The 19,755-nt window shown below is 39.6% G+C and carries 21 protein-coding genes, 1 other RNA gene and 2 pseudogenes; 10 read left to right on the top strand and 14 right to left on the bottom strand.

Features of this window, described 5'->3' with window-relative positions:
* Positions 1–121 precede the first annotated feature (121 nt).
* Both GFH30_RS05880 and GFH30_RS05875 read left to right on the top strand, forming a co-directional pair.
* Positions 122–874, top strand: a complete 753-nt coding sequence (locus GFH30_RS05880; RefSeq protein WP_153371340.1) for an acetolactate decarboxylase — start codon at positions 122–124, stop codon at positions 872–874.
* A 261-nt stretch (positions 875–1,135) separates the two neighbouring features.
* The gene (locus GFH30_RS05875; protein ID WP_153371339.1) at positions 1,136–2,305 is read left to right on the top strand and encodes a ribosomal protein uL16 3-hydroxylase; all 1,170 of its coding nucleotides are present in this window, start codon (positions 1,136–1,138) and stop codon (positions 2,303–2,305) included.
* A gap of 57 nt (positions 2,306–2,362) precedes the next feature.
* On the opposite strand, the gene GFH30_RS05870 is transcribed toward GFH30_RS05875, so the two are convergent.
* The 5 genes from GFH30_RS05870 to GFH30_RS05850 all read right to left on the bottom strand — a co-directional run bounded on the left by GFH30_RS05870 (position 2,363) and on the right by GFH30_RS05850 (position 7,182).
* Positions 2,363–4,228: a sensor histidine kinase gene (locus tag GFH30_RS05870; RefSeq protein WP_153371338.1), complete on the bottom strand. Its 1,866-nt coding sequence runs from the start codon at positions 4,226–4,228 to the stop codon at positions 2,363–2,365.
* A 20-nt stretch (positions 4,229–4,248) separates the two neighbouring features.
* Positions 4,249–4,932 carry a response regulator transcription factor gene (locus GFH30_RS05865; protein ID WP_153371337.1) on the bottom strand — a complete coding sequence of 228 codons (684 nt, stop codon included), beginning with the start codon at positions 4,930–4,932 and terminating at the stop codon, positions 4,249–4,251.
* 184 nt (positions 4,933–5,116) lie between these two features.
* The gene (locus tag GFH30_RS05860) at positions 5,117–5,896 is read right to left on the bottom strand and encodes a glutathione S-transferase N-terminal domain-containing protein (RefSeq protein ID WP_153371336.1); all 780 of its coding nucleotides are present in this window, start codon (positions 5,894–5,896) and stop codon (positions 5,117–5,119) included.
* A gap of 100 nt (positions 5,897–5,996) precedes the next feature.
* A complete protein-coding gene (gene rraA / locus GFH30_RS05855; RefSeq protein ID WP_153371335.1) occupies positions 5,997–6,506 on the bottom strand; it encodes a ribonuclease E activity regulator RraA in 510 nt (169 codons plus the stop codon).
* A 10-nt stretch (positions 6,507–6,516) separates the two neighbouring features.
* Positions 6,517–7,182, bottom strand: a complete 666-nt coding sequence (locus GFH30_RS05850; protein ID WP_153371334.1) for a Rossmann-fold NAD(P)-binding domain-containing protein — start codon at positions 7,180–7,182, stop codon at positions 6,517–6,519.
* A gap of 214 nt (positions 7,183–7,396) precedes the next feature.
* Here GFH30_RS05850 and rpsT point away from each other — a divergent pair, with 214 nt between their 5' ends.
* Complete coding sequence (gene rpsT / locus GFH30_RS05845; protein ID WP_122897879.1) at positions 7,397–7,663, top strand: 30S ribosomal protein S20; 267 nt, start codon at positions 7,397–7,399, stop codon at positions 7,661–7,663.
* A gap of 162 nt (positions 7,664–7,825) precedes the next feature.
* Here the strand turns inward: rpsT and GFH30_RS13295 are convergent, their stop codons facing one another.
* Entirely contained in the window at positions 7,826–7,963 is a 138-nt protein-coding gene (locus tag GFH30_RS13295; protein ID WP_171500996.1) for a hypothetical protein, read from the bottom strand.
* 153 nt (positions 7,964–8,116) lie between these two features.
* Here GFH30_RS13295 and GFH30_RS05840 point away from each other — a divergent pair, with 153 nt between their 5' ends.
* Positions 8,117–8,557 carry a hypothetical protein gene (locus GFH30_RS05840; protein ID WP_153371333.1) on the top strand — a complete coding sequence of 147 codons (441 nt, stop codon included), beginning with the start codon at positions 8,117–8,119 and terminating at the stop codon, positions 8,555–8,557.
* Positions 8,558–8,612: 55 nt separating this feature from the next.
* On the opposite strand, the gene GFH30_RS05835 is transcribed toward GFH30_RS05840, so the two are convergent.
* Positions 8,613–9,350, bottom strand: a complete 738-nt coding sequence (locus GFH30_RS05835) for a histidine phosphatase family protein (protein WP_153371332.1) — start codon at positions 9,348–9,350, stop codon at positions 8,613–8,615.
* A gap of 60 nt (positions 9,351–9,410) precedes the next feature.
* Complete coding sequence (locus GFH30_RS05830) at positions 9,411–10,259, bottom strand: 3'(2'),5'-bisphosphate nucleotidase CysQ family protein (RefSeq protein ID WP_153371331.1); 849 nt, start codon at positions 10,257–10,259, stop codon at positions 9,411–9,413.
* A gap of 13 nt (positions 10,260–10,272) precedes the next feature.
* Here GFH30_RS05830 and GFH30_RS05825 point away from each other — a divergent pair, with 13 nt between their 5' ends.
* From GFH30_RS05825 to GFH30_RS05810, 4 genes are all read left to right on the top strand, one after another.
* Positions 10,273–10,959, top strand: a complete 687-nt coding sequence (locus GFH30_RS05825; protein WP_153371330.1) for an HAD-IA family hydrolase — start codon at positions 10,273–10,275, stop codon at positions 10,957–10,959.
* Positions 10,952–11,392: an RNA-binding S4 domain-containing protein gene (locus GFH30_RS05820; RefSeq protein ID WP_153371329.1), complete on the top strand. Its 441-nt coding sequence runs from the start codon at positions 10,952–10,954 to the stop codon at positions 11,390–11,392. Before GFH30_RS05825 ends, GFH30_RS05820 begins: the two co-directional genes overlap by 8 nt.
* 144 nt (positions 11,393–11,536) lie before the next feature.
* Positions 11,537–12,574, top strand: coding sequence for a recombinase RecA (gene recA, locus GFH30_RS05815; RefSeq protein WP_153371328.1), 1,038 nt, complete (start codon positions 11,537–11,539; stop codon positions 12,572–12,574).
* A 74-nt stretch (positions 12,575–12,648) separates the two neighbouring features.
* On the top strand, positions 12,649–13,266 hold the full coding sequence (locus GFH30_RS05810) for a regulatory protein RecX (protein WP_153371327.1): 618 nt from the start codon (positions 12,649–12,651) through the stop codon (positions 13,264–13,266).
* Here the strand turns inward: GFH30_RS05810 and GFH30_RS05805 are convergent.
* Positions 13,263–14,384 (bottom strand): hypothetical protein, encoded by a 1,122-nt coding sequence (locus GFH30_RS05805; RefSeq protein ID WP_153371326.1) that lies wholly within the window; start codon positions 14,382–14,384, stop codon positions 13,263–13,265. The genes GFH30_RS05810 and GFH30_RS05805 overlap by 4 nt on opposite strands.
* A 210-nt stretch (positions 14,385–14,594) precedes the next feature.
* On the opposite strand from GFH30_RS05805, the pseudogene GFH30_RS05800 reads away from it, so the two are divergent.
* A pseudogene (locus GFH30_RS05800) lies at positions 14,595–14,867 on the top strand (regulatory protein RecX); the annotation flags it as partial.
* Positions 14,868–15,557: 690 nt separating this feature from the next.
* Here the strand turns inward: GFH30_RS05800 and ffs are convergent.
* Positions 15,558–15,654: signal recognition particle sRNA small type (gene ffs, locus GFH30_RS05795), an RNA gene on the bottom strand.
* 277 nt (positions 15,655–15,931) lie between these two features.
* Here ffs and GFH30_RS05790 point away from each other — a divergent pair.
* A pseudogene (locus GFH30_RS05790) lies at positions 15,932–16,796 on the top strand (YbgF trimerization domain-containing protein).
* 65 nt (positions 16,797–16,861) lie between these two features.
* Here GFH30_RS05790 and lpxA read toward each other — a convergent pair.
* From lpxA to GFH30_RS05770, 4 genes are read right to left on the bottom strand one after another with little or no spacing between them, the layout of a single operon-like run.
* Entirely contained in the window at positions 16,862–17,650 is a 789-nt protein-coding gene (gene lpxA, locus GFH30_RS05785; protein WP_153371325.1) for an acyl-ACP--UDP-N-acetylglucosamine O-acyltransferase, read from the bottom strand.
* Positions 17,647–18,132 carry a 3-hydroxyacyl-ACP dehydratase FabZ gene (gene fabZ, locus GFH30_RS05780; protein ID WP_171501001.1) on the bottom strand — a complete coding sequence of 162 codons (486 nt, stop codon included), beginning with the start codon at positions 18,130–18,132 and terminating at the stop codon, positions 17,647–17,649. Before fabZ ends, lpxA begins: the two co-directional genes overlap by 4 nt.
* A 5-nt stretch (positions 18,133–18,137) precedes the next feature.
* Positions 18,138–19,208 (bottom strand): UDP-3-O-(3-hydroxymyristoyl)glucosamine N-acyltransferase, encoded by a 1,071-nt coding sequence (lpxD, locus tag GFH30_RS05775; protein ID WP_153371323.1) that lies wholly within the window; start codon positions 19,206–19,208, stop codon positions 18,138–18,140.
* Positions 19,209–19,211: 3 nt separating this feature from the next.
* Positions 19,212–19,709 (bottom strand): OmpH family outer membrane protein, encoded by a 498-nt coding sequence (locus GFH30_RS05770; protein WP_153371322.1) that lies wholly within the window; start codon positions 19,707–19,709, stop codon positions 19,212–19,214.
* Positions 19,710–19,755 lie beyond the last annotated feature (46 nt).

Below are 19,755 nucleotides of genomic sequence, written 5' to 3'. Positions count from 1 at the left end.
TTTAGAGATTCTTAACTTCAGAATATCGAAATTATAATAACTTTGAGTAATCATTTGTTCAGATTGACTAAGTTATTGGTTTCTCTTCTAATAGCTATACTCTCTAAATATTGAAATCAAAATGAATCATTTAAATCGTCTTTTCAGCATCTTAGCTATTGCTAGTACAATCACTACTAGTTCTATTGCTGCAGATATGCCTTTCAAATTTACTCATTCCGGTAACTTTAAACATATGATCTATACCGGTGATGATCGAGGCACTATTAAACTATCAGAAGTACCACAACAGGAAAATACCTGGGGGCTAGGGGCACTTGCGGGACGTACAGGTGAAATTATTCAAATTGATGGCAAAATTCTAGTCAGTCCAGGTAGTGATTTAGAAGGAAAAATCTTGCCTCATGATCCTAATGAACAGGCCTTTCTTTTCGCAAGTGGCCAAGTATCGAAATGGCATGATATTTCCTTACCCGTGGATATGAATCAATCCCAATTAGAAGAATTCATTCTCAAAGAGGCAAAACGATTAGGATTATCAACTGAACAACCGTTTGTATTTCGTCTGCAAGGGAAATATCCTGAATTACGTTGGCATGTTGTAACAGGTAAAAAAACTCAGACAATGAATGAGCACACATTCAGCCATGCCCCTCATACAAAAAAACATCATGTAGAAAAGCATATTTTTAATAATCTTAATGCTCAAGGACAATTGATTGGAATCTATAGTGGTCCTCAATTAGAAAGTGTAGTAACCCACCCAAATGAGTATTTTCATGCTCACTATGTTGATGATCAGGCAAAAATTTCTGGTCATGTAGAAGCTTATTCAGTAGCAAAGGGCACAATTCTCAAGTTGCCTCTTGAATAATATATGGTGTAATACCGAAGAATTTATAGGCCTCAAATTTGAGGCCTTTTTACATCCATTTAACATAATGGCTGTTATACGAAATGAAATTATAACCCCAAAATAGAAATTCTGATTTTTTAAAACCAGTTATGTTCAATTATTAAAGATACCCTTTTGTAAGCCGTATCAACAAGAAAATACACGCTTTTCAAGCTCTGTCACTTGCAGAGCTTCTACTGTTCAAGGGACAATAAGCCAAATTTAATTGTAGTCCTTATCATGTCCCAGCCTTTAGATGTATTAGGCGGTATCACCGCTGAACAATTCCTTGCTGAATATTGGCAGAAAAAACCCCTCCTTGTCCGTAATGCAATTCCTGAGATTGCTAACATTCTCGAACCGAATGACGTTCTTGAACTTGCCTTAGATGAAAACGTGACTGCACGTTTAATCAAGCAAAAAGATCGTGATCCAAATCAATGGTCAGTGAAATCATCACCTTTACTTAAGGCTGATTTCCAAAAAATGCCAAAGCTATGGACGCTTTTAGTACAAGCGATTGATCATTATTCATTTGACTTGGCAGCAATGTGGAAGAAATTCCCATTTATTCCACAGTGGCGTCGTGATGATATTATGGTGTCTTATGCCCCACAAGGTGGCTCTGTCGGCAAACACTTCGACTTTTATGACGTCTTCCTTGTACAAGGCTATGGTCACCGCCGTTGGCAACTCGGTCAAATGTGCGATGCTGAAACAGACTTTGTTGCGGGTCAGCCCTTAAAATTACTTCCAGAGATGGATGTGAATTTTGATGAAGTGCTTGCACCCGGTGATTTACTCTATGTACCACCCGGTCTTTCACACTACGGCGTGGCAGAGGATGATTGCTTGACCTACTCATTTGGTTTCCGCATGCCGAATGTCAGCGACATGATGGATCGTGTGGGTGATAAATTCTCTGACAATGAAGCCTTGCGTAATCCGCTCACAGATATCATCCGTGATCAGGTTTCAAAAGTCGGTGAAGTGACAGGCAATGAGCTTGAATATCTCAAAACCAAAATCATGGAACAACTGCACAATTCAAATGTGCTTGAAGATGCCATCATGAGTTTGATGTCTGAGCCGAAGTACCCTGAAAATATTCCTGAAGCTGAAGAAATTGGTACAGGCGACTTGATGGAGGCGATTGATCAAGGTTATCGCATCATGCTTGAGCCTGCCTCTCGCCTACTTTATACCGAAGAAGATGATGAAATCATGTTCTGGGCAAATGGTGAAGGAATTTGTATTTCAGAACAATTTACTCAATCGCTTAAACAAATTGCCGATGGTCAAGATATTCTGTTTGATGAAAACTTTGCAGATGAAGATATTCTTGAAGATATGGCAGCCTTATTAAATGATTCGGTAATTATGCTGGTGCCACCTGCTGAAGAAGAATAATCAACGTATTAAAAAAGAGGATCCGATGATCCTCTTTTTTCACTCAATAAAACCCGCTCAAGTCAACTCAATAATCGCTTGAATGCGCGTACAGCCTTTACGTGATTCAATGTTCAAGCTGCCGCCCATTTTCTCCATTCGTAAATGCATACTGCGCATACCAATGCTCAAACCATGTTGCTGCACACTTTCAATATCAAAGCCCACACCATTATCTTCAACAATTAGTGCTAATGCATGTTCTGATACATAAGCTAAGCTCACTTTTACTTGAGTCGCTTGGCTATGTTTAATCACATTGGTTAAGCCTTCTTCTACAATGCGAATCAGGCTCAAACATTGAATGGCTGTCGGTACTTTCGCCCAATGTTGTGGAAAATCCCATTTCACGTCTATGTCTAAATCTTCCATTAACTGCATAAAGCGATAACGGACCGGTGCAATCCAAAAAATTGGCGTTTCTGGCACCTTGGTATTCAGCGATGAACCACTGTCAATAATTTGACGTAAATCATCTCGCAGTACTTTCAACATAGAAAGCACATGTTTATTGGGAATCTGATCCGCACTTTGATCGACTAAAACCATCGAACGAACCAAAGATGCGCCTAAACCATCATGGAGTTCATGGGATAAATGAATACGCTCTTGCAAGCGCACATTATCAATTTCAAGCTGATGTTTTTCGTCTAAACTTTGCTTTAAATCTTGGCTGACCATTTGTATTTTTTCAGTCAGATGTTGATTAAATCTCTCAATTTTCAGCAAATTTTTATTCAATCTAAAACCTAAAATTAGGACGACAAAAGCTGTAATGACAGGCGATGTATAAGGAGACAACAGCGAAGATTCACTCGCACCATCTTGGTTATAAGTATAAATATCGATGGAGATAAAAAATAAAATACTTAAAAGACAAATGGCTAAAAATAAGAATTCACCATTTTTCGTTTTTACTGCGCTATAGCTGACATAAGCCACCATCAATACAAAAAGTAAAATATACAGCGCAAAAACAAAACTCAGTAAAATGGCTAAAACATCAATTGAACTGAGCAGCAAAGCCACACTCAATAACAGTAGAATGCCCCAAAACGTGTGTTCAAGCTTTTTATTTTGTTGATGAATAAAACGAAACAGATAAATGATAAAACAATGAATATAAGCTGCGAAAAAAATACCATTGACCTTACTTGCCCAAAGAGATGACGAAAATGGGAAGTTTTCAGTACTCAGTAAATTAGAGACAAATAAAATCCATAATAAACAGCTTAAAGAGAACCAACCAAATGTGGTTTCACTACGGCGGAACAGCCAAATCACCAAACAAATAACGCCAATCGTACCCGATAATATTAAATTAATTTGAAATAAGGTACGTCGATCCCACACTTTCTTTAAGTGCTTTTCGTTATTATTCAGCAAGTTATTAAATTCAATTTTACCTAAACCTGCTTTTTGATAATGATAACCCGTGACATAGATCAAAATTTCATTATTCCCCGGCTTTAGGCTACTGATGGGGAAAATCCAATAACGCGGCACATTCCAACTTTTAGACAGCGGTTCTTGTAAATGACGATCTGACCAAAGCAGATCGCCATTCAGAAATGTTGCCCCAGCACTATTGATATAATCTATCGAAAAAGCGATCGGTTCTGTAATCGAATGTTGATTTTGGCAAGCCAAGTGCCAATGAATTTTATACCATGCTGCGCCATTATAGCCTGACCAAGACTTCGACCAATTATCTGGCAGCTGTGTCGGCTCCCAACCTGTTGTCGGGATCTTGCTATTATCTTCAGTTTTCACCTTTGCCACTTCTGTGACATCTACCCGACATTGCGCATTAATATCGTAGCTTTGTACGGCAATAACCTGAGCACATATGCAGCCAAATACAACGAAGCTTACCCACTTCAAGCACCGAGCCAAGCATTGCACTACAAAATACCCAATGAGCGCGCTGTGCTCACTGCTTTGGTCCGTTTTGAAACCGCAAGTTTTCGATAAAGATGCTTAATATGACTTTCAACGGTATAGCGTGACAGAAACAGTTGATCAGCAATCTCACGATTACTCAAACCTTGTGAGACCAAGGTCAAAATTTCTTTTTCTCGTGCCGTTAAGACCTCCTGATCAGGATTGATTTTTTCTGCTTTAACATCTACTTGCTCTGGATCTTGCGCAATTTGTTTTAAAATGGCTTGTGCAATAAAAGGATCAATCGGTGCGCCTCCACGTAGAATACTGCGAATCGCGAGCGTGACTTCCGTATCATCACGTTCTTTAAGCACATAGCCCGTCGCACCTGCCTTAATAGCGGTAAATAGGCTGTCTTGCGTACTCCATGCGGAAATCACCAAAATTAAAGTCGGATGATCTTGCTCGCGGATATGTTCAATAATTGAAATACCACTTCCATCAGGTAAGCCCAGATCAATCAGCGCGAGAGAGAATTGTTGTTGTGCTAGAATTTGCTTCGCCTCAAAGACATGACTTGCAAACACTAATGTGTCTGGGTGATAACCGAGCTGAGTCAAAATGAGTTTTAACCGTGTTTGGATCACATGATCATCTTCAATAATCAGTACAGGTACAGGCAATACCGCATCATGTGCCGTCATGTGCACTCCCCAAAATAAAAATAAAATGCTCAAAGACTAAAATATAATCAAATTATCAGGATAAATCATGCTTTATGTTACTTATTTTCATCGATTTTTTTAATTTTCAACTTGATATCGCGCAGAACGTCTTTCAATATTAAAAGACGCGCTGCAAAATTTCATCTTTCTTACATACGGTTTTTCATTCGCCATACTGTTTTTTGAGATATTTCACAATATCCTCGGATTCAAATAATGAAGTCCCTGTATTGGCATCAACCAAATAAGGCACTTGAATATTATCACCCATGACTTTGAGTACTTGTTCACGCTTTCCACCTTGCAGTGGTACATATTTTCCGGGCTTTAATCGCAGTTTTGCGAGACCTTGATCTTGCCAGCGCTCTTTGGCGACATTATGAAAAATAAAAGGCAATTCCAGCTCTGTTAACACACCACGCACAATTCGCGTATAAGGACTTGCTTCAAAGCCCCACAATTCAAGTAGCTGCGTCGGTGCTGTACGCGCTTGATTGCCTGAGTTTGCCATACCACCGCGTAAACCGTTGATGACTGTACCTGCAACAGCTAGAACTGGAATTTTAGGATAATGTGCATATTTTTTTGGTGTCGTACCTGTCTTACCATAATGCTTAAACAAGTGATGAATAATATCCTGTGATTCATAAAGTCGATCGCCTGTATTTTCATCGACTAAAAACGGAAATTGTAGTTTCCCACCCAGTTCTTTCACGATCGGTCGGAATCGTTTTCCCCCACGAGGACAAGGATAAACCTCATAATCTAAGTTGAGCAACGTGAGCACTTCACGCACACGGCGACAAAATGGCGAGCCTTCGTACTCATAAAGCTTCAATGCTTGTTTAGGCTGTTTAGGGAATGGCGTACCTGTGGTACCACGTCCACCTTCCGTGAGTGCAGAGGCAAGTGCTTGTACCACTTTTATTTGATGGGTCAACATCGGTTCATCCTCATTGTTATTTTATGACTGAAGGCACACATATCACACATCTACCTTCAATTCAGATTGGATTTATGTTAAGCAGCTGTAATATTCACGATTAATCTACTAATTTTTCCGCAGATAGAATAATGCCATTGTTATCTGCATAAACATATTCACCCGACTTAAAAGTTACCCCACCAAAATGTAGCGGAATATCAACTTCGCCTACGCCTTTACGATTGCTCTTTTGTGGGATTGCAGCCAAGGCATGTACACCTAAATCTAATTCAGCAATCGCATCCACGTCACGTACGCAACCATAGATAATCACACCGTTCCAATGGTTTTTTACCGCAGACTCGGCAATCAAGTCTCCCATTAACGCACAGCGCATAGACGCGCCACCATCAACCACCAATACTTTGCCTGTACCATCCGTTGCCAACAATTCTTTTACACGCGAATTATCTTCAAAGCATTTCACGGTCACGATCTGTCCACCAAAGGTTTTACGTGCGCCGTAGCTCTTGAAAAACTTGCCATCAAGACATGGTGTGACTACGTATAAGGCTTTATCTGAATTGTCATCTAGTAAATCACATGTCACAAATGCTGCTGTCGTCACTGCTCTTCCCTCATTTGATTTTTTGTATGGCTAAATTATCATAAGTTTCAAATTTTGCTGTTTGATTCAGTGCTGCTGCGACCATAGTATGAGCCACTTGCTCGGGTGTCACTGGCTTATACTTAAATGAATTCGGCACAAAATGCGAAAGACGCTGATAGAGCTTTTGCACATGATCTTCTAGAAAACGCTGCTCTGCTCGTTCACCGAGCAACAAAGAAGGCTGAATTAAACTAAGCTGATTGAAGTCTAAACTTTTCACATAGCTTTCTAACTCGCCTTTCACCCGATTATAGAAAAATGCCGAGTGATCATTCGCGCCCATGGCGCTAAGCAGTAAATAATGTGCATCTGTTTGCTGTACCAATTCTGCAAAGTGCGCATTGATGAAATAATCAACATCATAAAAATTGGCTTTAGAGCCGGCTTTTTTCAAGGTCGTGCCTAAACAGCTAAATGCATGACTATGATTTGCCACATCCCGATCATTGAGCATCAGAAAATCGGCTAAAATCAATTGCTGCACTTTTTTGTATCCCTGCAATACAGGTGAGAAGGTTCTGACCACAGCAGTGATATTTTCACAAGATGTTTCATTTTCAAGAGCACGAATGAGCGCTAAACCCACTAATCCCGTCGCTCCGATTACAATTGAACTTTTGATAGATTTAGTCATTTTTTATACAATATAGATGCTTGAATACTAATCTAACGTTTTCTTTAGAGTTTTTCTGCATCTAAAATGTTGTCAAAGCAAGTCAAGACTTGACTTCGGTGCTTAGTTTAATCAAAATATGGCACTTGTTTACGGGCTGGTGATAGTTCTTCTGATGTTGGTTTTCAGTTGAGTTTCAGCCCGCCCAGACCAATCTATTTTAAGGAGTGCACGAGTGGCAAACTCTGCTCAAGCTAAAAAACGTGCTCGTCAAAACGTTAAAGCACGCAAACACAACGCAAGCTTACGTTCTATGGTTCGTACGTATCTTAAACGTACAGTAGCTGCTATTGCTGCTGGCGATTATGCTGTTGCTTCAGAAGCTTACAAAACTGCGGTTCCAGTTATCGACCGTATGGCTGACAAAGGCATCATCCATAAGAACAAAGCTGCTCGTCATAAGAGCCGTTTGAACGCACAAGTTAAAGCATTAGCTAACTAATTTGTTGCAATGAAAAGAGCCCTTTTTAGGGCTTTTTTTATGTCTGAAATTTGAGTTTTAACTTCTCGAAAGTGTCATTCAGTGCATTCTCTCTGACACATATCACCAAAAAACTACTATCAGGAGCATCTCGCCTACGCTATAGACAAGAATTCACAAAGCTTACTTCTGCTCTTTCATTGGATTTTCTGGCTGTTCGTTTGGCTTTTTGACTGGTTCAGCTTTCTTTAACGCATCTTGCTTGCCCTTATCATCATTCGACTCTTTTTGCGGACTTGCTGGTTGTTGTTTATTACTCATTTCTTTATTCCCTAATGATCATTTCCTCTTATAGATAAAGGATTATGATTTTAAAATCTGTAAAGATTATGTGTCTCGTTGAATAAAAATAATCCCTTAAAAATATTATGGTATTCTCAAGGTAATAATAGAGAGCACGATTGGACGTTCAGCATGATTACTCAGTTTTTACCTTCTTTAGAAAAATTCCAAGAGACTGAACAACAATACATTGAATATTTCACTGCCAAAGGTGAAAAAGATATTTTAGGACGGGTGATTTCGAATATTCGCGGCAATATTGAATTACAAGCCTCTCAAGGTGTAGATGGTTGGTTATCTTATGGTGTTTACTTGCCTAGCATTGAATATATTATTGCCATGCATCAAGGTGAATCTGAGGACGCATTTTATGGACGTACGCAATATCCAAGAGAAATTGTAAGCGCCTACACCATTCCTCAGCACCCAATTGCAACTTTAATTGCTGCAGATAAATACAGTCGTATTCATCAACAAAATACGGCACCGAACACCACCATTTGGGCATTAAATGATTCAGGACGTACATTGGATCTAAACGACTATCCAAATCGTCTCAAAGCGCGTATTTAAGCCACAAAAAAGCCCGATCTATTAAATCGGGCGAATATTGATGCAATGCGTTTTTTTAAGCGAAAGACTTTTTAAAATTTGCAATATTTAGACTGTGTACTTCGCCACGCCAAATCCATTTTAATTCAGATGCTAAGAACTCATCACCCTCAAACCACACAAACAGCCCTTCCATCATTTGTGGCCAATCTTCACGACTCACGGTTTGATGCCCTGACATCACGGCAATCATGGCTGCCAAAATGGTATCGTGACTGACCGCAAGGCTTAGCCCTGCATGGGTTTTAGGATAGCTGTTATAAATGAGCTCAAGCACATCGACCACACCATTAATGGGGTGTTTCATGCCGGGCAAGGCATTGTTCACAAAGCTATTAATAAAACCAAGCGCGCCTTGTTTGGCAAAATACGGACCTGCCTGCTTAATATCAAGCACAAAACTTCCCGGCTCAACCAATAAACCTTGTTCAACAATTTCAATATGATGAGTATGCCGCTGTGAGGCGATCCGATCCGCACCTTCAATCATCAGGGCGGCTGTATCGACACAACGCTGAATTGGACTTGAAATGCATTGTTGAATGACACGATCGGTTTGACCAACCAAATACGCGCCCCATTCTTGGGCTAAATCTCGGCCTTGCTCGGTCAACTGCAAGTCATAGCCTGCCAAACCCTGCCCCGCAACATTTTCACGAATGGAATGTCGGGTAAATAAGGTCACGGGAATATCTGGATCTGGTAACAGATCAATTGCTTTAAGCATACTTGCAGGAAGCAGTTTTAATGCCACGTCAGCGCCAACTGTGATTTGATAGGACTTGAAGCTACTATAGCATGCTCAATTTTTTGCTCAATGCTCAACGTGCATCTCATGTAGCGCCTGCAAGGCAATTGTTTTCATTTGGGCATTCTTATAAGCAATAAATCCGCCATTTAACAAGGTATCCCGTTGATTATAAATAAAAGGACGTCCTTTAAAATCGACCAAGCCACCACCAATGCGTTCGATCATACATTGACCAGCACTGGTATCCCATTCACAAGTGGGGTGAAAACGCGGATAAATATCGACTTGATCTTCAAGAATCATACAAAACTTATATGCACTACCTGCTTTAAATTCAGCATAGTCCGTGAGTTTTGCTAACTGATCTAAATATTGCTGATACTTCGGTTTCTTTTGACTACTTTGACTTAAGCCCACATGAATAACAGCGGTTTCAACAGCAAAATAAGTAAACCACTGTTGAATTTGATAATGATATTTAAGTGGTAGACCTTGTTCAGGACAAAAATAAATAATCCGCTGCGCAGGAATTGCCAAAATGGCAAATGTCGTCAAACTGCCTTTGATTAAACTTAAATTAATGGTGAACTCAGGGCGTTTATGCAAAAACTCTTTGGTGCCATCCAAAGGATCTAATAACCAAAATTCCTGCCAATGCTTACGATCATCTTCTTTACCTTCTTCTGATAACAGTGGTAAATCAGAAATATGGGCTAAAGCCTCTGTCAAATAGCGATTGACCCGATAATCGGCTTGCGTTACGGGCGAATCATCATTTTTCTTTTCAATATTAAAAGCCTCACCTGAACAATATCGCTGATATTCTTCTCGCAAAATTTCACAGGCTTGTGTCAAAATGGGCACAAACTGCAAGATCATGGGATCCTGTGGTGATGTCGTTGCTTTAAACATAGAAAACCTGATTATGTCGAATTGCTCAGAAAAACCGACCATTATTTTTGATATGGACGGCACTTTACTTGATCTTGCTTATGATGATTTCATCTGGAATGATTTGCTTCCCATTCGTTATGCCGAACTGCACAACTGCAGTATCGAGCAGAGCAAAGCAACGCTATATGCATTTTATCAAGAACATAATCATACCTTAAATTGGTACTCATCGCGCTTTTGGACGTCTAAAGTCGAAGTGGATGTTTTAGCGATGCAAATCGAACATAAAAACAAAGTCGCATTTCGCCCTAATTGCTTAGAACTTCTCGATTATTTAAAGAATCATGGCTATCCAATGTGGCTTGCCACCAATGCCGATTGTGCAGGACTCAAATTCAAGCTTGAGCATATGGGCATTGCAGATTATTTTGATGTGATTGTGAGCTCAGAACAGATTGGACATGCCAAAGAATTTATCGAATTTTGGCAGGGCTTAAATAAATTACATCCATTTAATGCCAAACATGTATATTTTATTGATGATACCGAGAAAGTATTAAACGGTGCGAAGAACTACGGTATTGAACATCTATTTTCAATCAAGCAGCCCTCTTCTGCAAAAGCACCACGTGTGACTTGTAATTATCCAATGTTGGACCAATTAACAGAACTCATCGCTCATTTAAATCCTGCCGAGGTCGAACAAAAATATGCGTAAGTCAAACTTACCCGAAAATGCGCTCAGCATGCGTGTAGATAAATGGGTTTGGGCAGCGCGTTTCTTTAAAACTCGCTCCATTGCTAAAAATGCCATTGAAGGCGGTAAGGTTCATATTGATGGTGAACGCGTTAAAGTCTCACGCGAAGTCCGTGTGGGGATGCAACTCACCATTCAGCAAGGCCTTGAGAAAAAAACAGTACAGATTAAAGCTTTGTCAGATGTACGTGGTCCTGCACCCGTTGCACAGCAACTTTACGACGAAACGCCTGAAAGTATTGAGAAAAGAGAATTGCTTGCATCACAAAGAAAGATGCATAATTTAGCTCGACCAGATCATCGCCCAAGCAAGAAAGATCGGCGTGATATTCATAAATTTCAAGATGAAAATAGTCAGATGTTTGACCATCAATGGTCGTATAATGATGAGTAAATTTGCACGTCAGAATGTGTCGCACACGCCCTGACGCGTATAGAACACTAGGGATAATTCTGTCACTATACTCGGGTGGAACACGTTCTAATTTAAGACATCCACTTGAGTACTAATTTTGTGACATCGTATTGAGGTTGTAAGATGGATGATAATAAAAGCAAGGCGCTCAACGCTGCCTTAAGCCAAATTGAAAAACAGTTTGGTAAAAATTCAGTAATGCGTCTTGGTGATAATACCGTTCAAGCAGTTGAAGCTGTTTCTACTGGTTCAATCACACTAGATATCGCACTCGGTATTGGTGGTTTACCCAAAGGTCGTATCGTAGAAATCTACGGTCCTGAATCTTCAGGTAAAACCACAATGACATTGCAAGCGATTGCCGAATGTCAAAAAGCCGGTGGTACATGTGCCTTCATCGATGCCGAACACGCACTTGATCCGCAATATGCGCGTAAACTTGGTGTAGATATCGACAACTTACTTGTATCGCAACCCGATCACGGTGAGCAAGCGCTTGAAATCGCAGATATGTTGGTACGCTCTGGTGCCATTGACATGATCGTAGTCGATTCCGTGGCAGCTTTGACCCCTCGCGCTGAGATTGAAGGCGAAATGGGTGACTCGCACATGGGGCTACAAGCACGTTTGATGAGCCAAGCACTCCGTAAAATTACGGGTAATGCCAAGCGTTCAAACTGTATGGTCATCTTCATTAACCAAATTCGTATGAAAATTGGTGTGATGTTTGGTAGCCCTGAAACCACAACAGGCGGTAACGCGCTTAAATTCTATGCCTCTGTTCGTCTTGACATTCGTCGTATTGGTCAAGTCAAAGAAGGCGATGAAATTGTCGGTTCAGAAACCCGCGTAAAAGTGGTGAAGAACAAAATGGCGCCTCCATTTAAAGAAGCGTTATTCCAAATCCTTTACGGTAAAGGCGTGAACCATTTAGGCGAATTGATTGACCTCGCTGTCAGCCAAGAAATTGTTCAAAAAGCGGGTGCTTGGTATTCTTATCAAGGCGATAAAATTGGTCAAGGTAAGAACAATACGATTCGTTATCTTGAAGAACATAAAGAAATGGCGCAAACCATTGAAAAACTCATTCGCGAACAGCTTCTGACACCTGTCAAAGTGGTTGAAGAAAAAGATGAAGACATCGACCTTTTAGATGCATAATCTTTAAACGTCCTTTCAGAGCGCCCTACGGGGCGTTTTGTTATGATGGCAAGGTCATTTCTGTAGAGATCATTATGTCCGAAGCAAAATTCCCTAAATTGCTCGATTACGAGGCTTTAAAACAGCAATTTGGAGAGGATGACCCACAAACCAAGACCTCTGCTTTTAGCACACCTGTCAAAGCTGAATTTGATCCTGAAGAGCGCTTGTTTAGCGACAACAAAGAAGAAAAGAAACGACCAGGGCTAACAGGCACGCGTTTACGTTCCTATGCCTTTGCAGTCCTTACCCGTAAAGAATATGCCAAAGCTGAACTGATTGAGAAGCTTGCGTTATATGCAGATGACCGCGATGAAGTCATCACATTAGTCGATGAGTTATCACGCGAGAACTATCAAAGTGACCAACGCGTTGCTGAAATGATGTTGTCGAGCCAAAAACGCAAGGGCAAAGGTCCGAATCAAATCAAAATGAAACTCAAAAATAAAAAAGTCGATACCGCATTAATTGCAGATGAACTCAAAGAAACCGATTGGGCACAACAAGCCTATGAACTGAAAGTCAAAAAATATGGCGTAGATGTAGCAAAAGAACCCAAACTCAAAGCCAAACAAATTCGGTTTTTGATGTACCGTGGCTTTGAAATGGATGCGATTATCAAAGCAATTAACCGCAAACCGAATGAGGATTAATCGCCCTCGGAATAGCCATTGGTTTGCGTCCAAGCAATGCCTAAATTGCCTTTATAGGTCTTAATTTGGTATTCATCACCAATTTGTTTTGAATCATAATGTGATGACAGTACACCGATATTGTAAAGCACTGTACCTGATGAAGACTTTAAAACAAAAGAATAACGTAATGGTGCCCCACGAATACCAGACGAATAATCTTTATCAATGACTGTATAGGTTTGAGTATATAAAACCTCTTGTTTCCCCATACGATTTAAGAAACTCACAAAACTCATCGAATAAATAAACATAAGGATAAATATGACGAATAATATGCCAAACACATGACCAATCCCTGCGTTTTGATCAAATAAATTTGCAGTGATGAACAATAAAATAAATAAAACAACACTACATGCAATACTGAATATGAGATAGCGCGCAAAGTCTTGATGATCAATTACTTCATAAAGCATAAGTAAGCCCGAAACCGTCATGAGTATCCAAATGGCATGCAGCGCATTGGGTAATGCCGTCGGTACAAAGTGAATACGTAGCAAACTCCGTTCGGAATAACTTAAGTAGAAATAAAAAAATACCCCTAAATAAAATGCAAGTTCGAAATATTCAGACACCTGAAAAAAACTTAAAATAAAAAGCACAAACCATACAGTGCCAATCCATTGATTAAGTCTGTTGGCTTTATCAATATACTGCTGCTTTTCAGATGCAGACAATTCCCCCACTTGAGCAAAAAAAGCTTCATCATAAGCAGATCTATTATTTTCAGCTAAATTTTTAAAGTTTACTTTCATCATCTGACACATCTCTGAATGATGTGAGAAAAGTGGTGGTATTGAAATCACCTGACCACCTTGTCCATATATGGAGAGTGTTTGATCAAGACGATAACCTTGAATATCACGATAATAAATTGTTTTTGTTTTAAACCAACAATGCTGCGTCAAAGAATCAGTATGAATGACGATTTTTGAGTTACATGTTTCAATGAGGAAAGCAAAACACAATAAAGCAATTAAACCAGACCCCGTAATCGAGATAATAATCATCCAAAGAGGCTGTGCTGCATTCCACAGCGAAAGATTAAAGTAAATCAACAATGGAAAAACAAACACAGCAAAGCCGCACAAAAGCAGTAATCGTGTTTCTTTAAGTTGAGGTGTATAGGTCAATATACGACCAGCATAAACTTTATATTTTAAATGCATTTTTATTAGAAATAGTTTTATTTAGACACAGAATAACAAGCTTAATCACAATAAGCCATTGATAAAGTAAAGTTAGGATATGAATGGAGATTCAATGAAGAATGAGATTTAAATAAAGAGAACATGCTCTCAAGCCAAAAGCGTAAAGGCCCGAATCAAATTAAAATAAAGCTCAAAAGCAAAAAAATTGATAGCGCTTTAATTGCGGAAGAACTGAAAGAAACTGATTGGGCACAACAAGCCTATGAACTGAAAGTTAAAAAATATGCAGTTGAAGTCAGCAAAGATCACAAAATCAAAGCCAAGCAAATTCGTTTCTTGATGTACCGTGGTTTTGAAATGGATACAATGATTAAAGCCATTACGCGTAAACCGAATAATGAAGATTAATCATCTTTAGTCCATCGAATGCCTAAGTTTCCAGCTCTTACTTTCACAAGATGAGTATCGCCAATCTTGCTATTTTCATAAGTCTACCAACGCACTCGTTTTACCTGATAATCACCATTCTGAATACCATTCAAATATAAATAATACTTCGCCCCACTTGCTCTATGATGAGATTCTGTATGGGATTTCTCAAATACGGTATAAGGTGTATTTCAATTAATCCTAAAATACAGATCAACAGAACCCAAGAGAATTCAGAAAAACCATATTGCGTTAATTTGACCATTCCATATGGCAATAAAACCAATAAGTTCCCAATGATACAAAAAACCAAAATAATGGAATAAAATAACTTCCGAAGCACGGAATATTTTAAAACTTGCCCTGCATAAATTAAAGATACTTGATTCATTGTTATCAATTTTATAATTTAAATATAAGTTTAGAGCACCCAAATATTGAGCACTGAATGCAGTATAAATCTGTTTTTGTTGTAAGATCAAGCAAGTTGAATTATACAGAAAACCATTATTTCAAAAGGGATTAAAGTCTTGTGGGATAAAATTTAAATCAGAGCAGAGCTTTTAAAGCAAAAAATATAGACTTGAAACAGAAGATTTGAATTTGAGAAATACAATGATTGACTAGTCAGAGAAGGTTACACGATTTTTGTTATAAATATGGTGGCAACCCTACCAGCAAAGCTTCGGCACATCACAAATCTACTACCGTTGCTACCTTCCGGTCCTGGCGGGGTTCGTAAACCGCAATTGCGAAGTAACCGGTAGGGCTACCATTGCAAGAACAGAGTATAGAGATTTTTAATGAAGTTGCAAGAACTGTTGCTTAGATTTATCAAATTCGCTATCCGTTTGATTAATTTAAAATCAATCCATCACATTTAGCTAGAAAATTCTAATTTTAGCCCCTAAAAATTCAGCTTATCTTTGTAAAAGGATGTTGCAATTCCACAGCATGACGTTTTTAATGTGTCCAATACATTTATAAATAAATCTTGCGTTTGACGGCATGTATGCACGTTAACAAGACACCATATGGAATCCATGACAATGTTGAAAAAGCATGTTTTGTGTATCGCCCTCGCCTTAACTACACCCTCTTTATTCGCCAATGTTCCGATTGAATCACGCGGTTTAAGCCAAGCATCAACGCCAGCACCTGTCAGTACATTACCGGCGATCTCGACTGGCAACGACACCCCAGTTCAAACCAATCTGAATTGGCAGTTGCTACAAAAAAACCAACAACTTGAAAATGATATTCGTGTGCTGCGCGGAAAAATGGAAGAACAAGACAACGAAATTCAATCTCTTAAGAATGAACTCACCAATCGTTATGCCGATTTGGATCAGCGTTTAGAGTTATTACAACAAAAAATCGAGCCTGAAGAATCAACACCTGAGGAGGATAACCAACAGGATACTGCACCCAGCGCCTAAAGCAGTGCCCACGGTTTCTGATAAGACAATTACAGAAAAATCGCATGTAGAAACGACTAAAGCACCAAATAGCTCAACTGATGCTGCACCTACATTATCTGCCGCTGAGAAAGAAAAAGCGGCGTATACGGTGGCATTGGACGCTTATAAAAAAGGTGGTGCAGCAAAAGCCATTGCACCAATGCAGACCTTTATCAAAAACAACCCAAATAGCATTTATATCAGCAATGCCTATTTTTGGTTAGCAGAGTTTAATCTTGGGATTGAACCGCCAAACTTCACAGAAGCCAAGAAAAACTATGCAATTGTGGCGGACCGTTATCCAGATTCTGCGCGTGCCGCACGTTCCGTTTATCAGTTATATAACATTGCTAAAGATGTAGAAAATAAAGCGACGATTGCCGCGCAGTACAAAACCAAACTCTTGGCAAAATATCCTCAATCTGAAGAAGCAAAATACTTCCAATAAGATTTTAGGCATAAAAATTAGGCATAAAAAAAGACACCTTTGGTGTCTTTTTTTATATCACAAGCTTAACGCACAATGCCGCGTTTCGATTGCTCTAAAGAGTCAATTAAAAGCTTTACTTCTGCCACTTCAGGCAAAATGTCAGCACGAATCTGTTCAATCGCTTGTTGTGTGGTTAAACCTGACTTATAAATCAATTTAAACGCATCACGTAAGCCTTGGATCACATTCTTAGACCAACCTTTACGACGCATACCTTCCACATTCATTGCAAACGCGTGGGCAGGATTACCCGATACCATCACATAAGCAGGGACATCTTTAAGAATCAGTGATGCACCACCAATCATGCTATAAGAATCGATCTTACAGAATTGGTGAATGCCTGAATTACCACCCACAACCACATAATCACCGACATGTACATGACCTGCTACACCGACATTATTGGCAAAGATATTGTGATCTCCCACCACACAGTCGTGCGCAATATGGGTATTGACCATCAATAAATTATGACTACCAATTTTGGTTAGACCTTGATCCTGCACTGTACCGCGATGCAAGCTACAATGTTCACGAATTTGGTTATGATCACCAATTTCGAGCCATGTTTCCTCACCTGCATATTTTAAATCTTGGCACACTTCACCAATACTTGCGAATTGAAAAATTTCGTTATTCTTTCCAATACGCGTATAACCACCTACGACAACATGTGAGTGGAGTTTTGTACCCGCACCAATTGTGACATTTGGGCCAATAATACAATAAGGTCCAATTTGTACATCAGAAGCAATATCTGCCGATGCATCAATGATGGCAGTGGAATGGATTAGGGTGTCTGTGATCATGCCTGCTCGATTTTTTGATGCGAAACCATAATTTCCGCGGTTGTTGCGACTATGCCATCTACTGTGGCAATACAATTATATTTGTAAATGCCACGCTTTTGCATCACTAATTCTGCTTTTAATACCAATTGGTCGCCTGCAACCACTTGTTTTTTAAATCTTACCCGCTCTGCACCAGCAAACAAGAACAATGAACCATCATTCGGACGCTCATTGTTCATGACAAAACCTAAAATCCCTGCCACCTGTGCAAGCGCTTCCACAATTAACACACCCGGCATAATTGGATAATTCGGGAAATGTCCTTGTAGAAACTCTTCATTAATTGAGACATTTTTATAGCCAACAATCCCATTTTCAGTAATATCAACCACGCGGTCAACCAATAAAAATGGATAGCGATGAGGTAAATATTCACGAATTTGTTGAATATTCATTGGCAATTCAGGTTTAGTGAATGTAGGCAAATTCGACTCTGTCATCATAATTATTTACGCAACTTAAATGTTGATTCAATGGACTCAATTTGAGACTGCATATGATCAAGTCGTTTGATGACTTGGGTCAATGGCACATCTGCTAATTGTCGCATGCGAACCACAGTACGCTTCCACTTTTGATTTTCGAACAATCCTGTACCAGAAGAATATTTTCCAGCTTCAGAAATATTATTTGTCACCATTGACATTCCGGTCAATGTCACGTTATCGGCAATATTTAAGTGCCCTGCGATTGCAGAACCGCCACCGATGATACAGTTTTTGCCAATGGTGGTACTGCCCGCAATGGCAGTCTTTGCCGCAATGGCAGTATGTGCACCAAGTTTAACGTTATGTGCGATTTGCACAAGGTTATCAATAATGACACCTTGTTCCAAAATCGTATCATCCAAAGCACCACGATCGACGCTTGAATTTGAGCCAATACGCACGTCATCGCAAATGCGAACCGAGCCAAGTTGAGCAATACGATGCCATTTTCCTTGATAAGGTGCAAAGCCAAAGCCTTCACTGCCAATCACACTATTGGCATGAATACGTACTCGATTGGCAATCTTCGTTTCGCCTGTAATCGTAACATGCGCATCAATAAAACAGTCTTGACCAATTTCAACATTGTGATCGATATGAACATGCGGCTGTACAACGGTATTTGCACCCACAACTGCATTTTCACCAATGACCACATAGTGACCAATATAAGCATCATCTGCAATCATCGCGGATGGATGAATCTGAGCCGTTATTTCAATCCCCCGTTGCTGCTGCTTTTTCTCAAAAACGTGGGTCAAAATGGCAAAAGCCAAATATGGATTCGCCACCACAATAAAATTATGCTGCGATGGCAATTGCTCTTTTAAAGCAGCCGTGACAATTAAAGCCCCAGCCTTACTGTTCGCTGCTTGCTCAACATACTTATCTGCATTTACAAATGCCAAGTCTGTGCTGTCCGCATGCTCAAGACTTGCCAAGCCCTTTAAACGCAAATCTGCCTGACCCACGCACTCGCCCTGAACCAGGCGAGCGAGGTCAATTAACTGAAGCTGTTGATGATTCATTGATTATTTAATTGCGTTAACCTTTTGAATCATTTTATCAGTTAAATCATAACGAGCGTCATAGGCAAGTGCAGAATTTTTATTCAAAACCACATCTAACTTGTTTTCAATACGTAATTCTTCAGCAATTTTCTTCACACGTGCATCAAATACCGAACGTACTTGCTGAATCGAAGTTTGCGCACCGCTTTGTACACTTTGTTGCAATTGATTCAATTGTTGCAACTTGGTTTGATATTCTGTGCTCATTTTTTGCTTTTCAGCATCGCTCAGTTTTGCATTCGCTTGGGCACGTTTTTGCAATGCATCCAACTCTTTGGTTAATGCATCGATACGATTGGTTTGTGGTTGGAATTTTTGTTGGAATGAAGCATTTTGTGCTTTGAGATAAGTACTGTTTTCTACTACACGTTCTAAATCAATGACACCTGTACCTGCTGCGTTCGAAACAGAAGCCATACATGCTGTTGCCATACCCACTGCAATCATTAGTTTTTTCATATGAGTCTCATTTAAAAAAGAAGCTCTGGTCAGTAAACCTACTAAA

The sequence above is a fragment of the Acinetobacter wanghuae genome, from assembly GCF_009557235.1.
Taxonomy (GTDB): domain Bacteria; phylum Pseudomonadota; class Gammaproteobacteria; order Pseudomonadales; family Moraxellaceae; genus Acinetobacter; species Acinetobacter wanghuae.
This window is presented reverse-complemented; position numbering and strand designations above follow the sequence as displayed.